The 16,293-nt window shown below is 71.0% G+C and carries 12 protein-coding genes; 1 reads left to right on the plus strand and 11 read right to left on the minus strand.

Annotated elements, in window-relative coordinates; translation table 11 throughout:
- Window positions 1-87 precede the first annotated feature (87 nt).
- Complete coding sequence (locus OHA11_RS06935) at window positions 88-1,476, plus strand: OFA family MFS transporter (RefSeq protein ID WP_266493031.1); 1,389 nt, start codon at window positions 88-90, stop codon at window positions 1,474-1,476.
- 194 nt (window positions 1,477-1,670) lie between these two features.
- Here OHA11_RS06935 and OHA11_RS06940 read toward each other — a convergent pair whose 3' ends face one another.
- The 11 genes from OHA11_RS06940 to OHA11_RS06990 form a co-directional block, all read right to left on the minus strand.
- Window positions 1,671-2,837: a sugar phosphate isomerase/epimerase gene (locus OHA11_RS06940; protein WP_266493034.1), complete on the minus strand. Its 1,167-nt coding sequence runs from the start codon at window positions 2,835-2,837 to the stop codon at window positions 1,671-1,673.
- 176 nt (window positions 2,838-3,013) lie between these two features.
- Window positions 3,014-4,438, minus strand: coding sequence for a nucleotide pyrophosphatase/phosphodiesterase family protein (locus OHA11_RS06945; RefSeq protein ID WP_266493039.1), 1,425 nt, complete (start codon window positions 4,436-4,438; stop codon window positions 3,014-3,016).
- Complete coding sequence (gene eboE / locus OHA11_RS06950) at window positions 4,435-5,604, minus strand: metabolite traffic protein EboE (protein ID WP_266493041.1); 1,170 nt, start codon at window positions 5,602-5,604, stop codon at window positions 4,435-4,437. The genes OHA11_RS06945 and eboE overlap by 4 nt, the downstream gene beginning before the upstream one ends.
- 3 nt (window positions 5,605-5,607) lie before the next feature.
- Window positions 5,608-6,519 carry a TatD family hydrolase gene (locus tag OHA11_RS06955; RefSeq protein ID WP_266493043.1) on the minus strand — a complete coding sequence of 304 codons (912 nt, stop codon included), beginning with the start codon at window positions 6,517-6,519 and terminating at the stop codon, window positions 5,608-5,610.
- Complete coding sequence (locus OHA11_RS06960; RefSeq protein ID WP_266493045.1) at window positions 6,519-7,277, minus strand: EboA domain-containing protein; 759 nt, start codon at window positions 7,275-7,277, stop codon at window positions 6,519-6,521. Before OHA11_RS06960 ends, OHA11_RS06955 begins: the two co-directional genes overlap by 1 nt.
- On the minus strand, window positions 7,274-8,374 hold the full coding sequence (locus OHA11_RS06965; protein WP_266493048.1) for a sugar phosphate isomerase/epimerase: 1,101 nt from the start codon (window positions 8,372-8,374) through the stop codon (window positions 7,274-7,276). Before OHA11_RS06965 ends, OHA11_RS06960 begins: the two co-directional genes overlap by 4 nt.
- On the minus strand, window positions 8,371-9,369 hold the full coding sequence (locus OHA11_RS06970; RefSeq protein WP_323186533.1) for an SCO3242 family prenyltransferase: 999 nt from the start codon (window positions 9,367-9,369) through the stop codon (window positions 8,371-8,373). The genes OHA11_RS06965 and OHA11_RS06970 overlap by 4 nt, the downstream gene beginning before the upstream one ends.
- Before the next feature lie 419 nt (window positions 9,370-9,788).
- Entirely contained in the window at window positions 9,789-11,069 is a 1,281-nt protein-coding gene (locus OHA11_RS06975; protein WP_266493051.1) for an inositol-3-phosphate synthase, read from the minus strand.
- Between the two features lie 185 nt (window positions 11,070-11,254).
- A complete protein-coding gene (locus tag OHA11_RS06980) occupies window positions 11,255-12,649 on the minus strand; it encodes a ThuA domain-containing protein (protein ID WP_266493054.1) in 1,395 nt (464 codons plus the stop codon).
- Between the two features lie 12 nt (window positions 12,650-12,661).
- Window positions 12,662-15,169, minus strand: coding sequence for a PQQ-dependent sugar dehydrogenase (locus tag OHA11_RS06985; protein WP_266493057.1), 2,508 nt, complete (start codon window positions 15,167-15,169; stop codon window positions 12,662-12,664).
- Between the two features lie 110 nt (window positions 15,170-15,279).
- Window positions 15,280-16,284, minus strand: coding sequence for a sugar phosphate isomerase/epimerase (locus tag OHA11_RS06990; protein ID WP_266493060.1), 1,005 nt, complete (start codon window positions 16,282-16,284; stop codon window positions 15,280-15,282).
- Between the last annotated feature and the right edge of the window lie 9 nt (window positions 16,285-16,293).

A 16,293-nucleotide genomic window follows, 5' to 3' on the forward strand; every position in this document is an offset into this window, starting at 1 on the left:
CGGCCCGCCCCGGGACCCGTGCGCACACGAAAGGAATTGGACAGGGGGCGCTGGCCAGATCTTTCGACGCGAGGGGTGCTACGCGACATGACAACCACCGACTTCACGACACCCGTCCCCTACAGGGAGGTGACGGACCGCAACGGCCGCCTGTACCGGATCGGCGAGACCGACCGGGACATCATGGGGCGACCACGCTGGACCATGGTGCTCTTCCCCTGGATGGGCATGATGGGCATCAGTTCCTCGGAGTACGCGTTCACATCCGCCGAGGACACCCTGCACGAGGCCCACCTCTGGGACAGTGGGCACATCTTCTGGCTGATGGGCGTCTGGGTGTTCTTCCAGGCCGCCGTGGCCTTCCCGGCCGGCCAGTTGCGCGAGAGCGGAAAGCTGCCCGCGCGGTACGCCATGATGCTCGGCGCGCTCGGCACGGTCCTGGGCTACATCTCATTGGCGTACGCGCCGCATGTGATCGTCGCCTACATAGGCTTCGGCATGTTCAGCGGTATCGGCGCCGGCCTCGTCTACGCGACCTGCGTGAACATGGTCGGCAAGTGGTACCCGGAGCGCAAGGGCGGCAAGACCGGCATGGTCAACGGCGGTTTCGCCTACGGATCCGTGCCCTTCGTGTTCCTGTTCACCTCATACATGGACCTGTCCAACTACGAGACCGTGCTGGTCTTCGTCGGCGCGATCTGCTGCACGGTCGTCGCCGTCGCCGGCTGGTTCTTCAAGGACCCGCCGAAGAACTGGTGGCCCGCGCACGTCGACCCGCTGAAGACCTCCGACGACCCGCGGGTCGTGCGGGCGCTGGCCAAGAACCCGCCGGCGGTCAAGCAGTACACACCGCGGGAGGCGGCCAGGACGCCCGTGCTGTGGATGATGTGGTTCTGCCTGTTGTGCACGGCCGGCATCAACATCTTCGGCATCGCCATGCAGGTGCCGTTCGGCAAGGAGATGGGCTTCGCGGGCGGGATCGTGGCCACCGCCATGTCACTCAAGGCCATAGTCAACGGCACCGGACGCGGTGTCATCGGCTGGATCTCGGACCGCTACGGCCGCCGGAACACACTCGTCATCGTCTGTGTCGTCCTCGGCTGCTCTCAGTTCGGCGTGTTCCTCTCCGGGAACATGGGCTCGATGCCGTTCTTCCTGGTCTGCTCGATGATCTCCGGCTTTGGCGGCGGCGCGATCTTCCCACTGTTCGCGGCGATGACGGCGGACTACTTCGGTGAGAACAACAACGCCTCCAACTACGGCATGGTCTACAGCTCCAAGCTCATCTCGGGTCTCGTCGGTTCCGGTGTAGGGGCCGTCGTCGTGAGCGCCTGGGGCTACGGAGGCGCCTTCGCGCTGGCCGGCGGCATCGGCCTCGGTTCCGCGGTCCTGGCGCTCTTCCTGCGCGCTCCTGGGCGGCCCACGGCCAAGCGCATCGTGCCCAACCCGCACCCGATCGGCGAGGAGATGGCCTGAACCGGTGAGAAACGAATCAAGCCGGTGAGGGGATGCCCCCTCATGAACCCTGCGGTGCGGAACCGTCCCGCACTGTGTCCGCCGCACACGTCCCCGACGCTCTAGAACTTCCACGAACCGCTTCCGTCCCTGGAAACGCCGACGGTCCTCCCCACGGCACCGCGTGGGGAGGACCGTTCGCTGCGTGTCCGTGGTCAGCGGCGCCTTGCGCGGAGGGCCGCGAGGTTGTCGTAACTGATCTTTGCCTCGCGCAGCGACTGTGCGGGATCGGTGGCACTGGGCGAGTTGTCGTCCTCGACCATCGGGTTGTGGTAGTTCCGCTCCCCGACCCGTGAGAAGAACGTCGTGTAGTCGATGACGCCTGTTCCGAAGGGCACCATGTCATAGCCCATGCCGTTGGTGGTGCTCACGACACCGTCCTTGGCGTGGAACAGCGGGTAGCGCTTGTTGTGGCGGGCGACGAGCCCCGCCGGGTCGAAGACCTGCTCGCGGGTGGAGCCGTCGTGGGCGGTGTAGGTGTGGAACTTGTACTGGGCCACGTGTGCCCAGAAGACGTCCATCTCCAGCCAGACCAGCTTCGGGTCGGTGGCCTTCAGGAAGTACTCCAGCTTGCGGACGCCGGAGCTGCGGGTGGGCCGGCCCTGGGCGTCCAGCGGGCCTCCGTCCAGCAGGAAGCCGTAAGCGGAGTCGTGGTTGTGCGTGTACAGCTTGATGCCCTCGCGGCGGGCGATCCTGCCCAGCGCGTTCCACTTGTCGGCCGCCACGTCCCAGTCGGCCGGGTAGGAACTGCCGGTGGGGTCTCCGCCGGTACCCATGTGGTCCATGCCGAGGATGTTCGCGATCTCCAGGTGCTTCTTGAAGGTGTCCAGATCGGCGCTGGTCAGCGGCCAGGAGGACGGTATGAAGCCGTGGTTGCCCTGGGCGCGCAGGCCGTACTCGTCGAGCCAGGAGCGCAGCAGCCTGGCGCCCGCGACGGACTCCAGGCCGGCGCCGCCGGGCGCGTTGGCGTGCTGGTTGTAGCCGGCGAACTCCACCTGGCGGTATCCGTGGCGGGCCAGTTGCTTGAACACCTCGCGGAAGCCGGAGGGCAGGTCCGAGGCGAGCGGGTCGCGGGCCGTCGCGTCGCGGACGGTGTAGAGGATGATGCCGCGCTTGCCCGGCGGAACCAGGACGTGGCCGCCCCGGTCGTGGTCGTGGCCTCTGCCCCTGTCCTCGGCCAGGGCGGGTGAGGCTCCCAGAACCGGGGCGGCGATCGCCCCGGCGGCGACGGCGGTGCAAGTGCTGAGGAAGCGGCGGCGGTTGACGCCGAGCGCGCGACGCAGGGCGTCGCCGGATCCGGATTCGTCGTTGAACGCGGTCACGGTGTCTCTCTTTCGGGTAGGGGCCCACCGTGTTCGGCAGGGGCCCAGCCATGTTCGTCAGGTGTCCAGCCGTGGCGGGTGCCGTGCGGTATGCCGGTTATCCACAGGCCGAACGCACTGTCAGTGCCGTGTGTTTCACTTTTCGTGATCGCCCGTCCGGTCGCTCCCGGGTGCAGTCACCCGAGGCCGGCCAGGTCGAGCAGCAGCGATTTCACATCGGTGGCCGCGACGCGGTCGCCGACAGCGCGGGGGGTGGAGCAGATGATGAGCGGACCTTCGTCGTCGCTCAGGGGGAGGCGGCCGTGGCTGCCGCGAATAGGTGACGGGTCGAGGGGCACGACCGCCATGCGGTAGCGCATGCCGAGCTTCTTGCGGGCCAGCGCGCCCGCGGCCTTGACCTTGACGTACGGGTCGAGCGGATCCATGAAGAGCTCGACCGGGTCGTAGCCGGGTTTGCGGTGGATCTCGACGAGCTGCGCGAAATCGGGCGCGCGGGCGTCGTCGAGCCAGTAGTAGTACGTGAACCAGGCGTCCGGCTCCGCGACGGCGACGAGTTCGCCGGAGCGCGGATGGTCGAGGTGGTGGGTCTTCTTGCCCTCGTCGTCGAGGAGTTGCTCGATGCCGGGCAGTTCGGCGAGCGCCGCTTTCGTGGCTTCGAGGTCCTCGGGGCGGCGCACGTAGACATGGGCGATCTGGTGGTCGGCGACGGCGAAGGCACGTGAGGCCATCGGGTCGAGGTACTCCATGCCGTCCTGTGTGTGCACTTCGAGGAGCCCTGCGCGGCGCAGTGCGCGGTTGATGTCGACGGGTCGGTCCACGCGGGTGATGCCGTATTCGGAGAGGGCGACGACGGTGCGGCCTTCGGCTCGGGCGTCGTCGAGGAGGGGGGCCATGGCCGCGTCCAGGTCGGCGGCGGCCTTCAGGGAGCGCGGGTCGTCGGGGCCGAAGCGCTGCAGGTCGTAGTCGAGATGAGGGAGGTAGCAGAGGGTCAGGTCCGGGTGGCGGGTGCTCATGACGTGCCGGGTGGCGTCGATGATCCAGCGGCTGGAGACGAGGTCGGCGCCGGGACCCCAGAAGTGGAAGAGCGGGAACGTGCCGAGTTTCTCGGTGAGTTCGTCGTGCAGGGCCGGGGGCCGGGTGTAGCAGTCGGGTTCCTTGCGGCCGTCGGCGTAGTAGATCGGACGAGGGGTGATGGTGATGTCGGTGTCGGCGCCCATGGCGTACCACCAGCAGATATTGGCGACCGTGTAGCCGGGGTGGGCGCGCCGGGCGGCGTCCCACAGTTTGTCCCCGGACACCAGACCGTTGTGCTGGCGCCACAGGAGTACGTCGCCGAGGTCGCGGAAGTACCAGCCGTTGCCGACGATGCCGTGCTCGGACGGGTGGGTGCCGGTGAGGAAGGTGGACTGGGCGGCGCAGGTGACGGCGGGCAGGACCGTGCCGAGGGTGGCCTGCGAGCCGGACTGGGCGAGGGTCTTGAGGTGGGGCATGTGGTCGAGGAGACGGGGGGTGAGGCCGACGACGTCGAGGACGAGGAGCGGGGTGGGGGTCGTGGAGCCGTCGGTGGCGGCCGACGCTGCCGGGGTCTCGTGGGTGCTCATGGGAGTTCCTTCAGGCCGAGGTCCGTCAACAGGTCCCGGGCGAGGGTGAGTTCCGCGGCGATGCCGTCGGCGAGCTGGGCGCGGGCGCGCGGGCGCAGCTCGGGCGGGAGAGCCTGCCAGGTGTAGGTCTCGACCTCGAGGTGGCTGGTCAGCGGGTGCGGGCCGCCGACCAGTCGGGTCAGCGTGTCCTTGAGTACGGGCAGCGTGGAGGTGAGGGGCGCGGCAGGGGCCGCGTGCAGGGGGACGTGGAAGTGGGCGCGCCACGGGGAGGCGTCGGGCAGGGCGTCCTCCGTGAGGGCCTCGCCGAGGTCGTCGGTTCCGCGGAGTCCGGCGGCGGTGAGAGTGCGGGTCTGGTGCAGGAAGCGGGGTTCGTCGAAGGCGGTGAGGGCCTCGCGGACTTCGGGGAGGTGGGGGTGTTCGGCGTGCAGGGCGGCTGACAGCTGGGACTTGACGACGGGGACGCGGGCTGCGGCCAGGGCGTCCAGGGCGGTGTGCGGATCTTCGAAGGAGGTGGCGAGGTGGCAGGTGTCGACGCAGATCCCGATGCGGTGATGGCCGATCGCGGTGAGCGGGGCGATGGCGTCGGCCGTGGTCTCGACGGTGCAGCCCGGCTCCGGCTCCAGGCCGATGCGGATGGAGCGGCCGGTCAGCTCCTCCAGCGCGTCGAGGCGTTCGGCGAGGGTGGCCAGGGCCGCGTGGCTCTGGGCGGCACGGCCGTCGTCGTACACCGTGCGCCAGGCGAGCGGCAGGGTGGAGATGGTGCCTTCGGTGACGTCGTCGGGGAGGAGTCCGGCGAGGACGCGGGCGAGGGCGGTGGTGTGGCCGAGCCGCTCGGGGTCGGCCCAGTCCGGCTTGTAGACGCGGTACTTGACCTCTTCGGCGCCGAACCCTTCGTACGGGAAGCCGTTGAGGGTGACGACTTCGAGGCCGCGGAGGTCGAGTTCCGTGCGCAGCCCGCGCAGGGCGGACGGGTCGCTGACGAGGGCGTGGGCGGCGTCCTTGGCGAGCCACAGGCCGATGCCGAGCCGGTCGCGGCCGAGGCGTTTGCGTACGGGTTCGCAGTGGTCGCGGAGTTGGGCGAGGACGCCGTCGAGGGTCTCTGCGGGGTGGACATTGGTGCAGTAGGCGAGGTGGACGGTGGAGCCGTCGGGGTGCCGGAAGCGCATGGGTCACGCCCCCGTCGTCGTGGGGGCGGCCTTGGGAGTGGTGTCCGGGTCGGTCCCGGGGTCGGTCTTCGGGGCGCCGCGGAGGATGGAGTTGCCCTCGTGGGTGGCGTCCGTGCCGGCGACGTCCAGGTCGAGGCGGCCGCTGAGTCCGTAGAAGGCGACGGGGTTGCGCCACAGCACCTGGTCGACGTCGTCCTCGGTGAACCCGGCCTTCAGCAGGGCGTCGGCGACCTTGCGGGTCTTCAACGGGTCGCTCTTGCCCCAGTCGGCCGCGGAGTTGACCAGCACCATCTCCGGCCCGTACTCCTGCAGGACCGCGACCATCCGTTCCTCGTCCATCTTGGTGTCCGGATAGACGGAGAAGCCGAGCCAGCAGCCGCCGTCCTTGGCCTCCTTGACCGTGGTCTCGTTGAGGTGGTCGATCAGGACGCGGCCCGGGGGCACTGCGGACTCCCGGACGACGTCGAGGGTGCGGCGCAGGCCGGCCAGCTTGTCGCGGTGCGGCGTGTGGACGAGCGCGGGCAGTTCGTACTGGGCGGCGAGCTGGAGTTGCGCGGCCAGAGCGGTGTCCTCGGCGGGGGTCATCGAGTCGTAGCCGATCTCGCCGACGGCCACGACGTGGTCCTTGACGAGATACCGGGGCAGTTCGTCGAGGACGGGGACACAGCGGGGGTCGTTGGCCTCCTTCGGGTTCAGGGCGAGGGTGCAGTGGTGGGCGATGCCGTACTGGGCGGCGCGGAAGGGTTCCCAGCCGAGGAGCGAGTCGAAGTAGTCGAGGAAGGAGGCCACTGAGGTGCGGGGCTGGCCGAGCCAGAAGGCGGGTTCGACGACGGCTCTGACACCGGCGGCGTGCATGGCTTCGTAGTCGTCGGTGGTCCGTGACGTCATGTGGATGTGGGGGTCGAAGATGCGCATCAGGACTCCTTGCCGTCGCTGCCGTGGGGGGCGTCGGTGCCGGGCGGGGTGGCCGGGTGCTCGGTCAGGGACAGGACGTGGTGCAGGTCATGGGGTGCGGGGCGGCCCGCGGCGGTGCGTTCGTCGGCGTAGTCGGCGAGCATGCGGGCGAGTTGGGCGTCGGCGTGGGCCCGGCGGGGCAGGTCGGCCACGGCCTCGACGGGGACACCGGTGAACAGGCACTTGAGCACGGCGTGCCGCCAGTTGTGGGCATCCAGGTGCCGGGCGGCGTACGGGCCGACGGCGGCGGCCACGAGCCGGGTGTCGTTCGTGCGCAGGGCGTCCTCGACGATCGGCAGAGCGTCGGGGCCCGGTACGAGGTGGGGCAGGGCCTGGAGGACGGCGCGGCGTTCGGCGGCGGTGCCCTGGCGGTAGACGCGGACGAGGGTGGGGGCGTCGGCGCGGGCCGCGTGCAGGAGGAGGATGCGGGCCGCCTCCGCGTGGTCGGGTCCGCAGCGGCGGCCTGCCTCCGCGATGCGCAACTCCCAGACGGAGATGGGCCCGTGGGTGCCCGGGTGGGCTGCCGCCTCGTCGAGGGCTTGGTCCAGCCAGGCGCGGGCGGCGCCGCCGAGTTGGCTGTTCAACCGGCTGTGCAGGGAGGTGAGGGAGGACGGGGCGTCCGTCGGGGTGGCCGTTGAGGCGTCCGTAGGGGCATCTGTCGGGGTGTCCGCTGAGGCGTCCGTCGGGGTGGCGCCGAGGGCGTCGTGGAGGTGGTTCACGGGGTTCTCCCTTCGGAGGCGGTGGAGCCCTCACCGGGGATCGGCGGCCGGTCGGCGTCGCGGGTGCCGGAGGCCGCGGCCGAGGCCGCGTGGTGGAGGAACGGGAGGGATTGCTGGGCGAGTTGGGGGCCGGCGTGGGAGTGGCGGGGCAGTTCGACGGAGACCAGGCCGTGGTAGCCGACGGCGGCGAGGGCTTCGAGTACGGGCGGGAAGTCGATCTCGCCGTCACCGAAGGGGAGGTGTTCATGGACGCCGCGCCGCATGTCCTCGATCTGGACGTGGCGCAGCCAGGGGGCGGCGGCGCGTACGCACTCGGCGGGTGACTGGGGTTCGAGGCACTGGCAGTGGCCGATGTCGAGGGTGAGGCCCAGGGCGTCGGGGCTGCCGAGAGCGGTGCGCAGGCGGTGGAAGTCGGCGAGGGTGGCGAGGAGGTGGCCGGGTTCGGGTTCGATGGCGAGGGGGATTCCGGCGGCGGTGGCGGCGTCGAGGACGGGGGTGAGGGTTTCGGCGAGGCGCTTCCAGGCGGCGTCCTCGGTCGCCGCACCGGCAGCTGCCGCGGCGGCCACGCCTCCGGCCGAGGCCGAGGCCGTGCCCGCGTCCCTGCCGGTGCCTGTGCCCGTGCCCGTGCCCGTGCCCGTACTGGTGCCCCTGGCCCTGGCCCTGCCCCTGCCTGCGCCTGCGCCTGCGCCCTTCGGGAGGATGCCGCTGAAGCAGTGGACCGCGTGGGCGCCGAGGTCGGTGGCGATCCGGACGGCGCTGACGAGCAGGTCGGCGCGGCGGGCGCGTTGGTCCGGGTCGGGGTCGAGGAGGGACGGGCCGTGCTTGCGTGTCGGGTCGAGTACATAGCGGGCGCCGGTCTCGATGGTGACGCCCAGGCCGAGCTCGTCCAGTCTGCGGGCGAGTTTGTGTGTGCGGGCAGCGAGGTCGGGGGCGAGTGGGTCGAGGTGCATGTGGTCGAGCGTCAGACCGACGCCGTCGTAGCCGAGGTCGGCGAGAAGGGAGAGGGCGTCGTCCAGGCGGAGGTCGGTCAGACCGTTGGTGCCGTAGGAGTAGCGGAGGGGGTGAGCGGTGGAGTGGGGGCTCGGAGGAAGGCTCATGTGACGCTCACCTTCCGGCCGAACCGGCGGGCGGCCGGGGCGAGCGCCGCTGTCAGCAGGGCGGTGACGGGAGCGCCGGAGCGGGCCGCGAGGGCGGCCTGGAGGGGGATCATGGCCCGAATGCCGCCGCCGACGGCTCGTTGGGTGAGTTGGGGCGACGGGTTGAGGGCGGCGTGGAAGAGGGGGCGGGCGGCGGTGACCGCGTACACGGCGGCGAGTGCTCCGCGCAGGGGCGCGAGGTTCGCGGCGGTTGCAGCCGCGCGTCCCGGTTGGCGGTCGTTTTCCGACTGCCGGTACCGACCCGACTGCCGGTCCCGTGCCGGTTGCCGGTCCGGTCCCGGTCTCCGGTCCCGTCCCGGTCCCCAATCCCGTGGTGGGTTCCGGTCCCATGCCGGGCCGTCGCGTGTGACGGACCAGGTCAGTGCCGCCGTCGTGGCCAACGCGCTCACGGGGGCCCAAGGTGAACCACCCTGGGTCTCGTGGCGGGAGACCGTGGTGACGGCCAGGGTGTGGGTACCCAGGGCCAGGGCGGAGGGCAGTGCTCTGCGGAAGTCGCCGTTGGCGGCCACCCCGCCGAGGAGGAGGTCCAGGGCGCGGGCCGCGGCCATCGCCACGGGGCCCGCGGGCGTGCGCTTGAGGACCAGGTCGTACGACCAGACCGTGGTCGCCAGCGCGCCGGCGACCGCGAGGGGTCTGCGGCCCGCTGTGGACGCGAGGGCCAGGCCCGCCGCCGTCAGGCCGCCTGCCGCCGCCAGAGCCGCGGTCGGCTTGATGCGGCCCGAGGGCAGGGGGCGGTGCGGGCGGTCCACGGCGTCCTCCGCGCGGTCGGCCCAGTCGTTGAGGGCCATGCCCGCTTCGTACAGGCAGAGGGAGGAGGCGATGGCGACCAGGGTTCGGGGGTTCGGGCGCGCCCCGGCCGCGGCGGCGCCCGCGAGCGCGTCGCCGGGGACGGTGAAGAGGGCGGGGAGGCGCAGGAGTTCCGCCCAGGCGTTCACGTTCGCTCCCTGCCTCGGAGGCCGTGGTGACCTCGCCTTCGCGGACCGTGGCACCGGGCGCTCGGCCCGCACGCCAGGGCCCGCCGCCCTCGGTGCCCCCTCGCCCGCGTCCCGTGGCGTCGGGCTCGCGTGCGGCTCACTCGGGCTCGCGTCCCGCGAGACCGGCCCCGAGTTCCGCGACGCCTCGTCCCACGGCCACGGGTTCTCCGCCTTCCCCTGCGAAGCCTCCCCGTGCGAAGCCATTCCCTGCGAAGCCTCCCCGTGCGAAGCCATTCCCTGCGAAGCCTCCCCGTGCGAAGCCATTCCCTGCGAAGCCTCCCCGTGCGAAGCCATTCCCTGCGAAGCCTCCCTGCGCGGAGCCTCCCCCTGCCGAGCCTCAGTGCGGGGGCCGTCGGCCGCCCCGTGCCCCGCCTCCGCGCTCATCGCCGATCCCCAGGCATGGCTCGCCGCTCGCCCGAAGAGCCAGACCGCTCTTCCGATGGCCCTCCCTGATCCCCCAGCCGGGCCTGTTCCCCAAGCCCGACGTTCGCCCCGAGCCCGGCCTGCTCCCCGAGGCCCGGGGGCACCCCGCGCCTCCCCCGCAGCCGCAACCGTCCCGCGAACCCCACCAGTTCCGCGTACTGCTCGCCCAGGGCCGCGGGGCCCTCCCCCACCGGGTCCTTGAAGTAGAAGCCGAGTTCGGTCAGCGGGCCGGACAGGCCCGTCTCGTGGGCCCGGGCCACCAAGCGGGCCAGGTCCAGGATCAGTGGGGCCGCGAGGGACGAGTCGCAGCCCTGCCAGGTTGTCTGGAGGACCATCCGGGTGCCGAGGAAGCCGTCGAAGGCGATGTGGTCCCAGGCGGTCTTCCAGTCGCCGAGCGAAGGCACGTCGTCGATGTGGGTCTCGCCCTCGGGAACCAAGCCGAGGGTGTCGGCGAGGACGCGTTCCTTGCCCGCGTTCTTCGCGGCCGCCGCGCCCGGGTCGGCGAGGGCCGCGCCGTCGCCGCCGCCCAGCAGGTTCGTACCGGACCAGGCCCGGACCGCCAGCGCGCGCTGCGCGAACATCGGGCCGAGGACCGACCGCAGGAGGGTCTGGCCGGTCTTGCCGTCACGGCCCGCGTACGGCAGGCCGGACGCCGAGGCGGCCGACGCCAGCGCGGGGTGGTGCAGGCCCATGGACGGTGTGAAGTTGACGTACGGGCAGCCCGCCCGCAGCGCGGCGGCCGCGTACAGGGAGCTGGCCGGGAGCTCCGCGTCGGTGGGCACGGGTTCCGTGGACGCCACGTTCACGACGACCGCGCGGGCCAGACCGCACCGGCGTATGAAGTCACGTATGTCGGATGACAGGGCCTCGATCAGGTCGTCCTCGGCCCGTGCGTCGCCGGGCAGCGGGCCGCCGAGCCTGATCTCCCGGTCGGCGGCGGCGAGTTCGGCGGTGACGGCCGTCGGCAGTCCGGGCGGCAGGACGCCCCCTGCGGCGAGCGCCTCGGCGCGCTTGGGCAGGGGGCAGTCCACCGTGTCGTGCCCGCCGAAGACGAGCGACGACAGCGGGGGCAGTCCGCAGTCGGCGAACGCGGGGGTCTCGGTGACCATGCCCGTCGGTGGGTGCAGCCCCGCGGTCACCGCGGCGCAGCCCGTGACGGCCGTGGTGGCGACAGAGCCGCGTGCTCCGATCAGCCACACTCCCACCCGGGGCGGGGAGACGGAGGGTTCGGCGGACATGGGCAGCCTCCTTGTCGTACGTGAGGTTGTTCGCGAGCCAACAGCGCGAGCCAAAGACGGGTGCCAAGAGCACGAGCCAGTAACACCAGCCAGTAACGCCAGCCGGAATCGGCAGCCGGGAAATCAGCTGCCGTGGAAGGGACAAGACGGCGGGCGGAGGTCCGGCGTCCTCCGCCCGCCGCCGCTCAATCGCCCTGCGCGGCAGATCGCGCCGACAGTTCCTTGATCCGGATGTCGCGGAAGGACACCTGGTCCTCGGCTCCGTGGTTCTGGATGCCGACATGACCGTCGCGCAGGCTGCGCGCCGGATCGGTGTTGGTGAAATCGTTGATCTTCACGCCGTTGAGCCAGACTTGGAGTCGTTCGCCCTCCACGCGGATCTCGTACGTGTTCCACTCCCCCGGCGGGTTCAGCGCACGGTCGCGCTTCTTGATGTCGGCGGACTGGAAGCTGTACACGGCCCCGGTGGTGCGGTCGGGGGCGTCGGACGCGTCGATCTGGACCTCGTAGCCGTTGTTGACGGCCGACCAGGGGTCGTCGGAGGCCGGGAAGCCCACGAACACACCGGAGTTGTCGTCACCGGAGGCACTCGCCATGCGCCAGTCGAGCTTCAGCGAGTACGAGCCGAAGCCGCGGTCCGCGTACCAGAGCATGCCCAGGCCGCCGGACGACGTGAGCGTGCCGTCGTCCGAGAGCGAGAACGAGCCCGGTCCCGCCTGCCTCCAGTGGGCCAGCGACTCGGCGGTCCCGTCGAAGAGAGGCGAATACCCCTTCTCCGGGCGGCAGTCGGCCTCGGCGGCGCCGACGGCCCACCGGATGCCGCCCAGCAGGTGTTGCCGGAAGGCGGGATCCTCGTACGACTCCTTGGTGTGACCGCCGCCGGTGTAGAAGGCGCGGCCACCCCGGTACTCCTGGCACCAGGCGATCGGATGGTCGCCGCCCATCGTGCCGCCGCTGTACGACGACTCGTCGAGCGAGGCCAGGATGTGGGCCCGGTCCCGGGGATTGGAGCGGTAGTCGTACCACTCGTCCGTACGGTTCCAGGACTCGCCGAGGTGCGAGGTGGCCGGGTGGGCCCGGTCCTCGACCTCGATCCGCGCGGGCTGGATCGCCGGGTGCGACTGGAAGTAGGCGCCGGCGAGACCGCCGTAGAACTCCCAGTCGTACTCGGTGTCGGCGGCCGCGTGGATGCCCACGTAACCGCCGCCGCCCTTGATGTAGCCCTCGAAAGCCCGCTGTTGGGCCTCGTCGAGGACGTCCCCGGTCGTGGAGAGGAACACCACGGCGTCGTACCGGCCGAGGTTGCGCGAGGAGAAGGCCCCCGCGTCCTCGGTGGCGTCCACCGTGAAACCGTGCTCGGCGCCGAGGCCCTTCACCGCGGCGATCCCGTCGGAGATGGAGTCGTGCCGGAACCCGGCGGTCTTGGAGAACACCAGGATCCGCTCACCCGCCGAGGGCGCCTTCGACGCAGTCGACGCGGACGAGTCGGAAGGTCCCTTCGAGGCGGCCGGTCCCGACACGCACCCGATGAGCAGGGTCGCACCGACAACAACGGTCACCGTTCGGCCAGTTGCTCGCATCGCGCACCTCCCTCAGCGGGTCGTGAAGGTGAAGTCGTCCACGTCGTACAGGGCTCCGGTACCGCTCCCCTTGAAGACGAAATAGAGCGTGGTGGTCCCGCGCGGCGCTCGCGTCAGGTCGGCGCTGACGTCCTGGAAGGTCTCCCAGCCGCCGGTCACCGGGACGGTCGCCGTGCCGAGCAGGCGGCCGGTGGGCGAACCCGAGCGGACCTCCAGCTTTCCGCCCGTGCCGCCGGAGGAGATCCGTGCCGTGAGCTTCGAGGCGTTGCTCAGGACGTACGGCTCGAAGGAGATCCAGTCGCCGTTGTTGACGTCACCGACGGTCTTTCCGCCGTGTGCGGTGGTCTTCGTGATGATCGAGACGCCCTCGGACTTGCCGTAGTGCTCGGCCTGCCGGTGCCCCGGCTGGACGACGCTCTGGTCGTGCGTGGTGAGCGCCTCCTGGCCGCCGCCTCCGCCGTCGGTGTACTCCGCGTCGAAGACGCCGAAAATGTTCGCGTCCTCGTCGTGGCCGCCGTCGGCGCTGGTCTGGATGGTGCCGGAGCAGCCGTTGGCCGAGGTCACGGGGTGGCCGTGGCTGTCGTGGCCGAGGACGAAGGTGACCTTCACCTTGGCGCAGTCGATGGTGCGGTCCTCCGGGTCGGTCACCTTCACCTTGAAGGGCACCGCCTCACCGAAGGCGAACAGCTGCCCGTTCTCCGGGAGTTGGAGGGTCACCTTCGGCGCGGTGTTGCCGACGACGATGTGCACGCTCGCGCTGCCGGTCCGTCCTGAGGCGTCCTTCGCGGTCAGCGTCGCCGTGTACGTGCCGTTCTTCTTGTACGTGTACGTCGGGTTCGCCGCCGTCGACGTACCGCCGTCGCCGAAGTCCCAGCTGTACGTGAGGGCGTCGCCGTCGGCGTCCGTCGTACCGGCGGAGGAGAACTCGACCTTCAGCTTCGCCTGGCCCGAGGTGCGGTCGGCCGCGGCCTGTGCCACGGGTGAGTGGCCGTCGGTGGCGTTCTCGATGCGGTACAGGGCGGAGTTCTCGTCGCCGCCGAACCATGCGAGGCCGTAGTCCAGGACGTACAGCGCGCCGTCCGGGCCGAAGGCCATGTCCATGACCTGGGTGCCGGTCCACGGCACGTCGTTGATGGCCTGCACGGTGCCGCTGCCGTCCGACGTGATCCGCTTGATCCAGCGACGGCCGAACTCTCCGGCGAAGAAGTCCCCGTCGTACGCCTCGGGGAACTTGACGGGCGAGTCGAGCGAGGCGTCGTAGTCGTAGACCGGGCCGCCCATCGGGGACTCGGAGCCGGTGCCGAACTCGGGCACGGATGCGCCGTCGTAGGGGATCCAGGCGGCCTCGGCCGGGGGCAGATCCGTCAGGCCGGTGTTGTGGGGCGAGGTGTTCTTGGGGGCCGCGCAGTCGAAGGAGGCCTCTGAGGCGCCGGTCCCGAAGTCGTAGTCCACGTAGGCGTCGTTGTCGCCCGTGCAGTACGGCCAGCCGAAGTTGCCGGGCTTGGTGACGCGGGCGAACTCGACCTGGCCGGCCGGGCCGCGCGCGGGGTCGGCGGCACCGGCGTCCGGGCCGTAGTCGCCGACGTAGAGGATCCCGGTCTTCTTGTCGACGCTGAAGCGGAACGGGTTGCGGAAGCCCATCGCGTAGATCTCGGCGCGTGTCTTGTCCGTGCCGGGCGCGAAGAGGTTGCCGTCGGGGACCGTGTACGAGCCGTCGGCGTTCACCTTGATGCGCAGGATCTTGCCGCGCAGGTCGTTGGTGTTGCCGGAGGTGCGCTGGGCGTCGAAGACGGGGTTGCGGTCGGCGCGCTCGTCGATGGGCGAGTAGCCGTCCGACTGGAACGGGTTGGAGTCGTCGCCGGTCGACAGGTAGAGGTTCCCGGCCGCGTCGAAGTCGATGTCCCCGCCCACGTGGCAGCAGATGCCGCGGGTCGCCGGGACGTCGAGGATCTTCTTCTCGCTGGCGTTGTCGAGGGTGCCGTCCGCGTTCAGGACGAAGCGGGAGAGCCGGTTGACGCCGTCGAAGGGCGCGAAGTCGGCCGCGGTGCCGGTTTCGGGGGCGTCGCCCGCCGGGGTGTCGAGCGGCGGGGCGTAGTAGAGGTAGATGAAGCGGTTGTCGGCGAAGCCGGGGTCGATGCCGACGCCCTGCAGGCCTTCCTCGTCGTGCGTGTAGACGGCGAGTTTGCCCGCCAGTCTGGTGTTGCCTGCGCTGTCGGTGATCCGCAGTTCACCGTCGCGCGAGGTGTGCAGCACCGAGCGGTCCGGGAGGACGGCGAGCGACATGGGCTCGCCGACCTCGGGCTCGCCCTTGGCGAGGGTGACCTGCTGGAAGTCCTCGGCGGCCGCGGGCGCGGCGGCCGGGTCGGCGACGGCGGCGCCAGCCGGCGGTGTAGCCAGGGTGAGCGAGGCACCCGCGAGGAGTGCACCGGTGAACAGGGCGAGCGCCTTGCGCAGTCGGATTCTCGGGCGTCGTCTGTGGCTCTCGGATCTGGTGGTGCCTATGTGGTCGTTCCCGTGCACGGAATGCCTCCAGAAGGGGCTGGTTGTACATGCGGGTGCGATACGCCGGGGTGCGCCGTCACTCCGGAAGGAACTCTGCGAGGGGGGTGGCTACTTGCGAGGGAGGGTGGCTAGTCGTTGCCGCCGAACGCCGCGTCGAAGGACGCCGTCGGAGGTTCGAAGTCGTACGCCTTCAGCCGGGTGAGTGCCTCGGGTGCGCCCTGGAGGCGGTCCATGCCCGCGTCCTCCCACTCGACCGAGACGGGCCCCTTGTAGTCGATGGAGCGCAGCATCCGGAACACGTCCTCCCAGGGGACGTCGCCGTGGCCCGCGGACACGAAGTCCCAGCCGCGGCGGGGGTCGCCCCACGGCAGGTGGGAGCCGAGGCGTCCGTTGCGGCCGTCGAGGCGCTTGCGGGCCTCCTTGCAGTCCACGTGGTAGATCCGGTCGCGGAAGTCCCACAGGAAGCCGACCGGGTCGAGGTCCTGCCAGACGAAGTGCGAGGGGTCGAAGTTCAGCCCGAAGGCCGGGCGGTGGTCAACGGCCTCCAGAGTGCGCTGAGTTGTCCAGTAGTCGTACGCGATCTCGCTCGGGTGGACCTCGTGCGCGAACCGCACGCCCTCGGTGTCGAAGACGTCGAGGATGGGGTTCCAGCGCATGGCGAAGTCGTCGTAGCCGCGCTCGATCATCGACTCCGGGGCGGGCGGGAACATCGCGACCAGGTGCCAGATCGCGGAGCCGGTGAAGCCGATGACGGTGTCGACGCCGAAGGCGGCCGCGGCGCGCGCGGTGTCGGCGATCTCGGACGCCGCCCGCTGCCGTACGCCCTCCGCCTCGCCGTCGCCCCAGATGCGGGCCGGGAGGATCGCCTGGTGGCGTTCGTCGATGATGGCGTCGCAGACGGCCTGGCCGACCAGGTGGTTGGAGATGGCCCAGCACTTGAGGCCGTACTTGTCGAGCAGTTCCCGCCGGGAGTCGAGATACGAGGAGTCCGCGAGGGCCTTGTCGACCTCGAAGTGGTCGCCCCAGCAGGCGAGTTCGAGTCCGTCGTAGCCGAAGTCGCGGGCGAGCCGGCAGACCTCTTCGAGGGGCAGATCGGCCCACTGACCGGTGAACAGCGTGAAGGTGCGCGGCATGTCAGTGGC

Origin of the sequence: Streptomyces sp. NBC_00878 (assembly GCF_026341515.1) — a bacterium.
Lineage (GTDB): Bacteria > Actinomycetota > Actinomycetes > Streptomycetales > Streptomycetaceae > Streptomyces.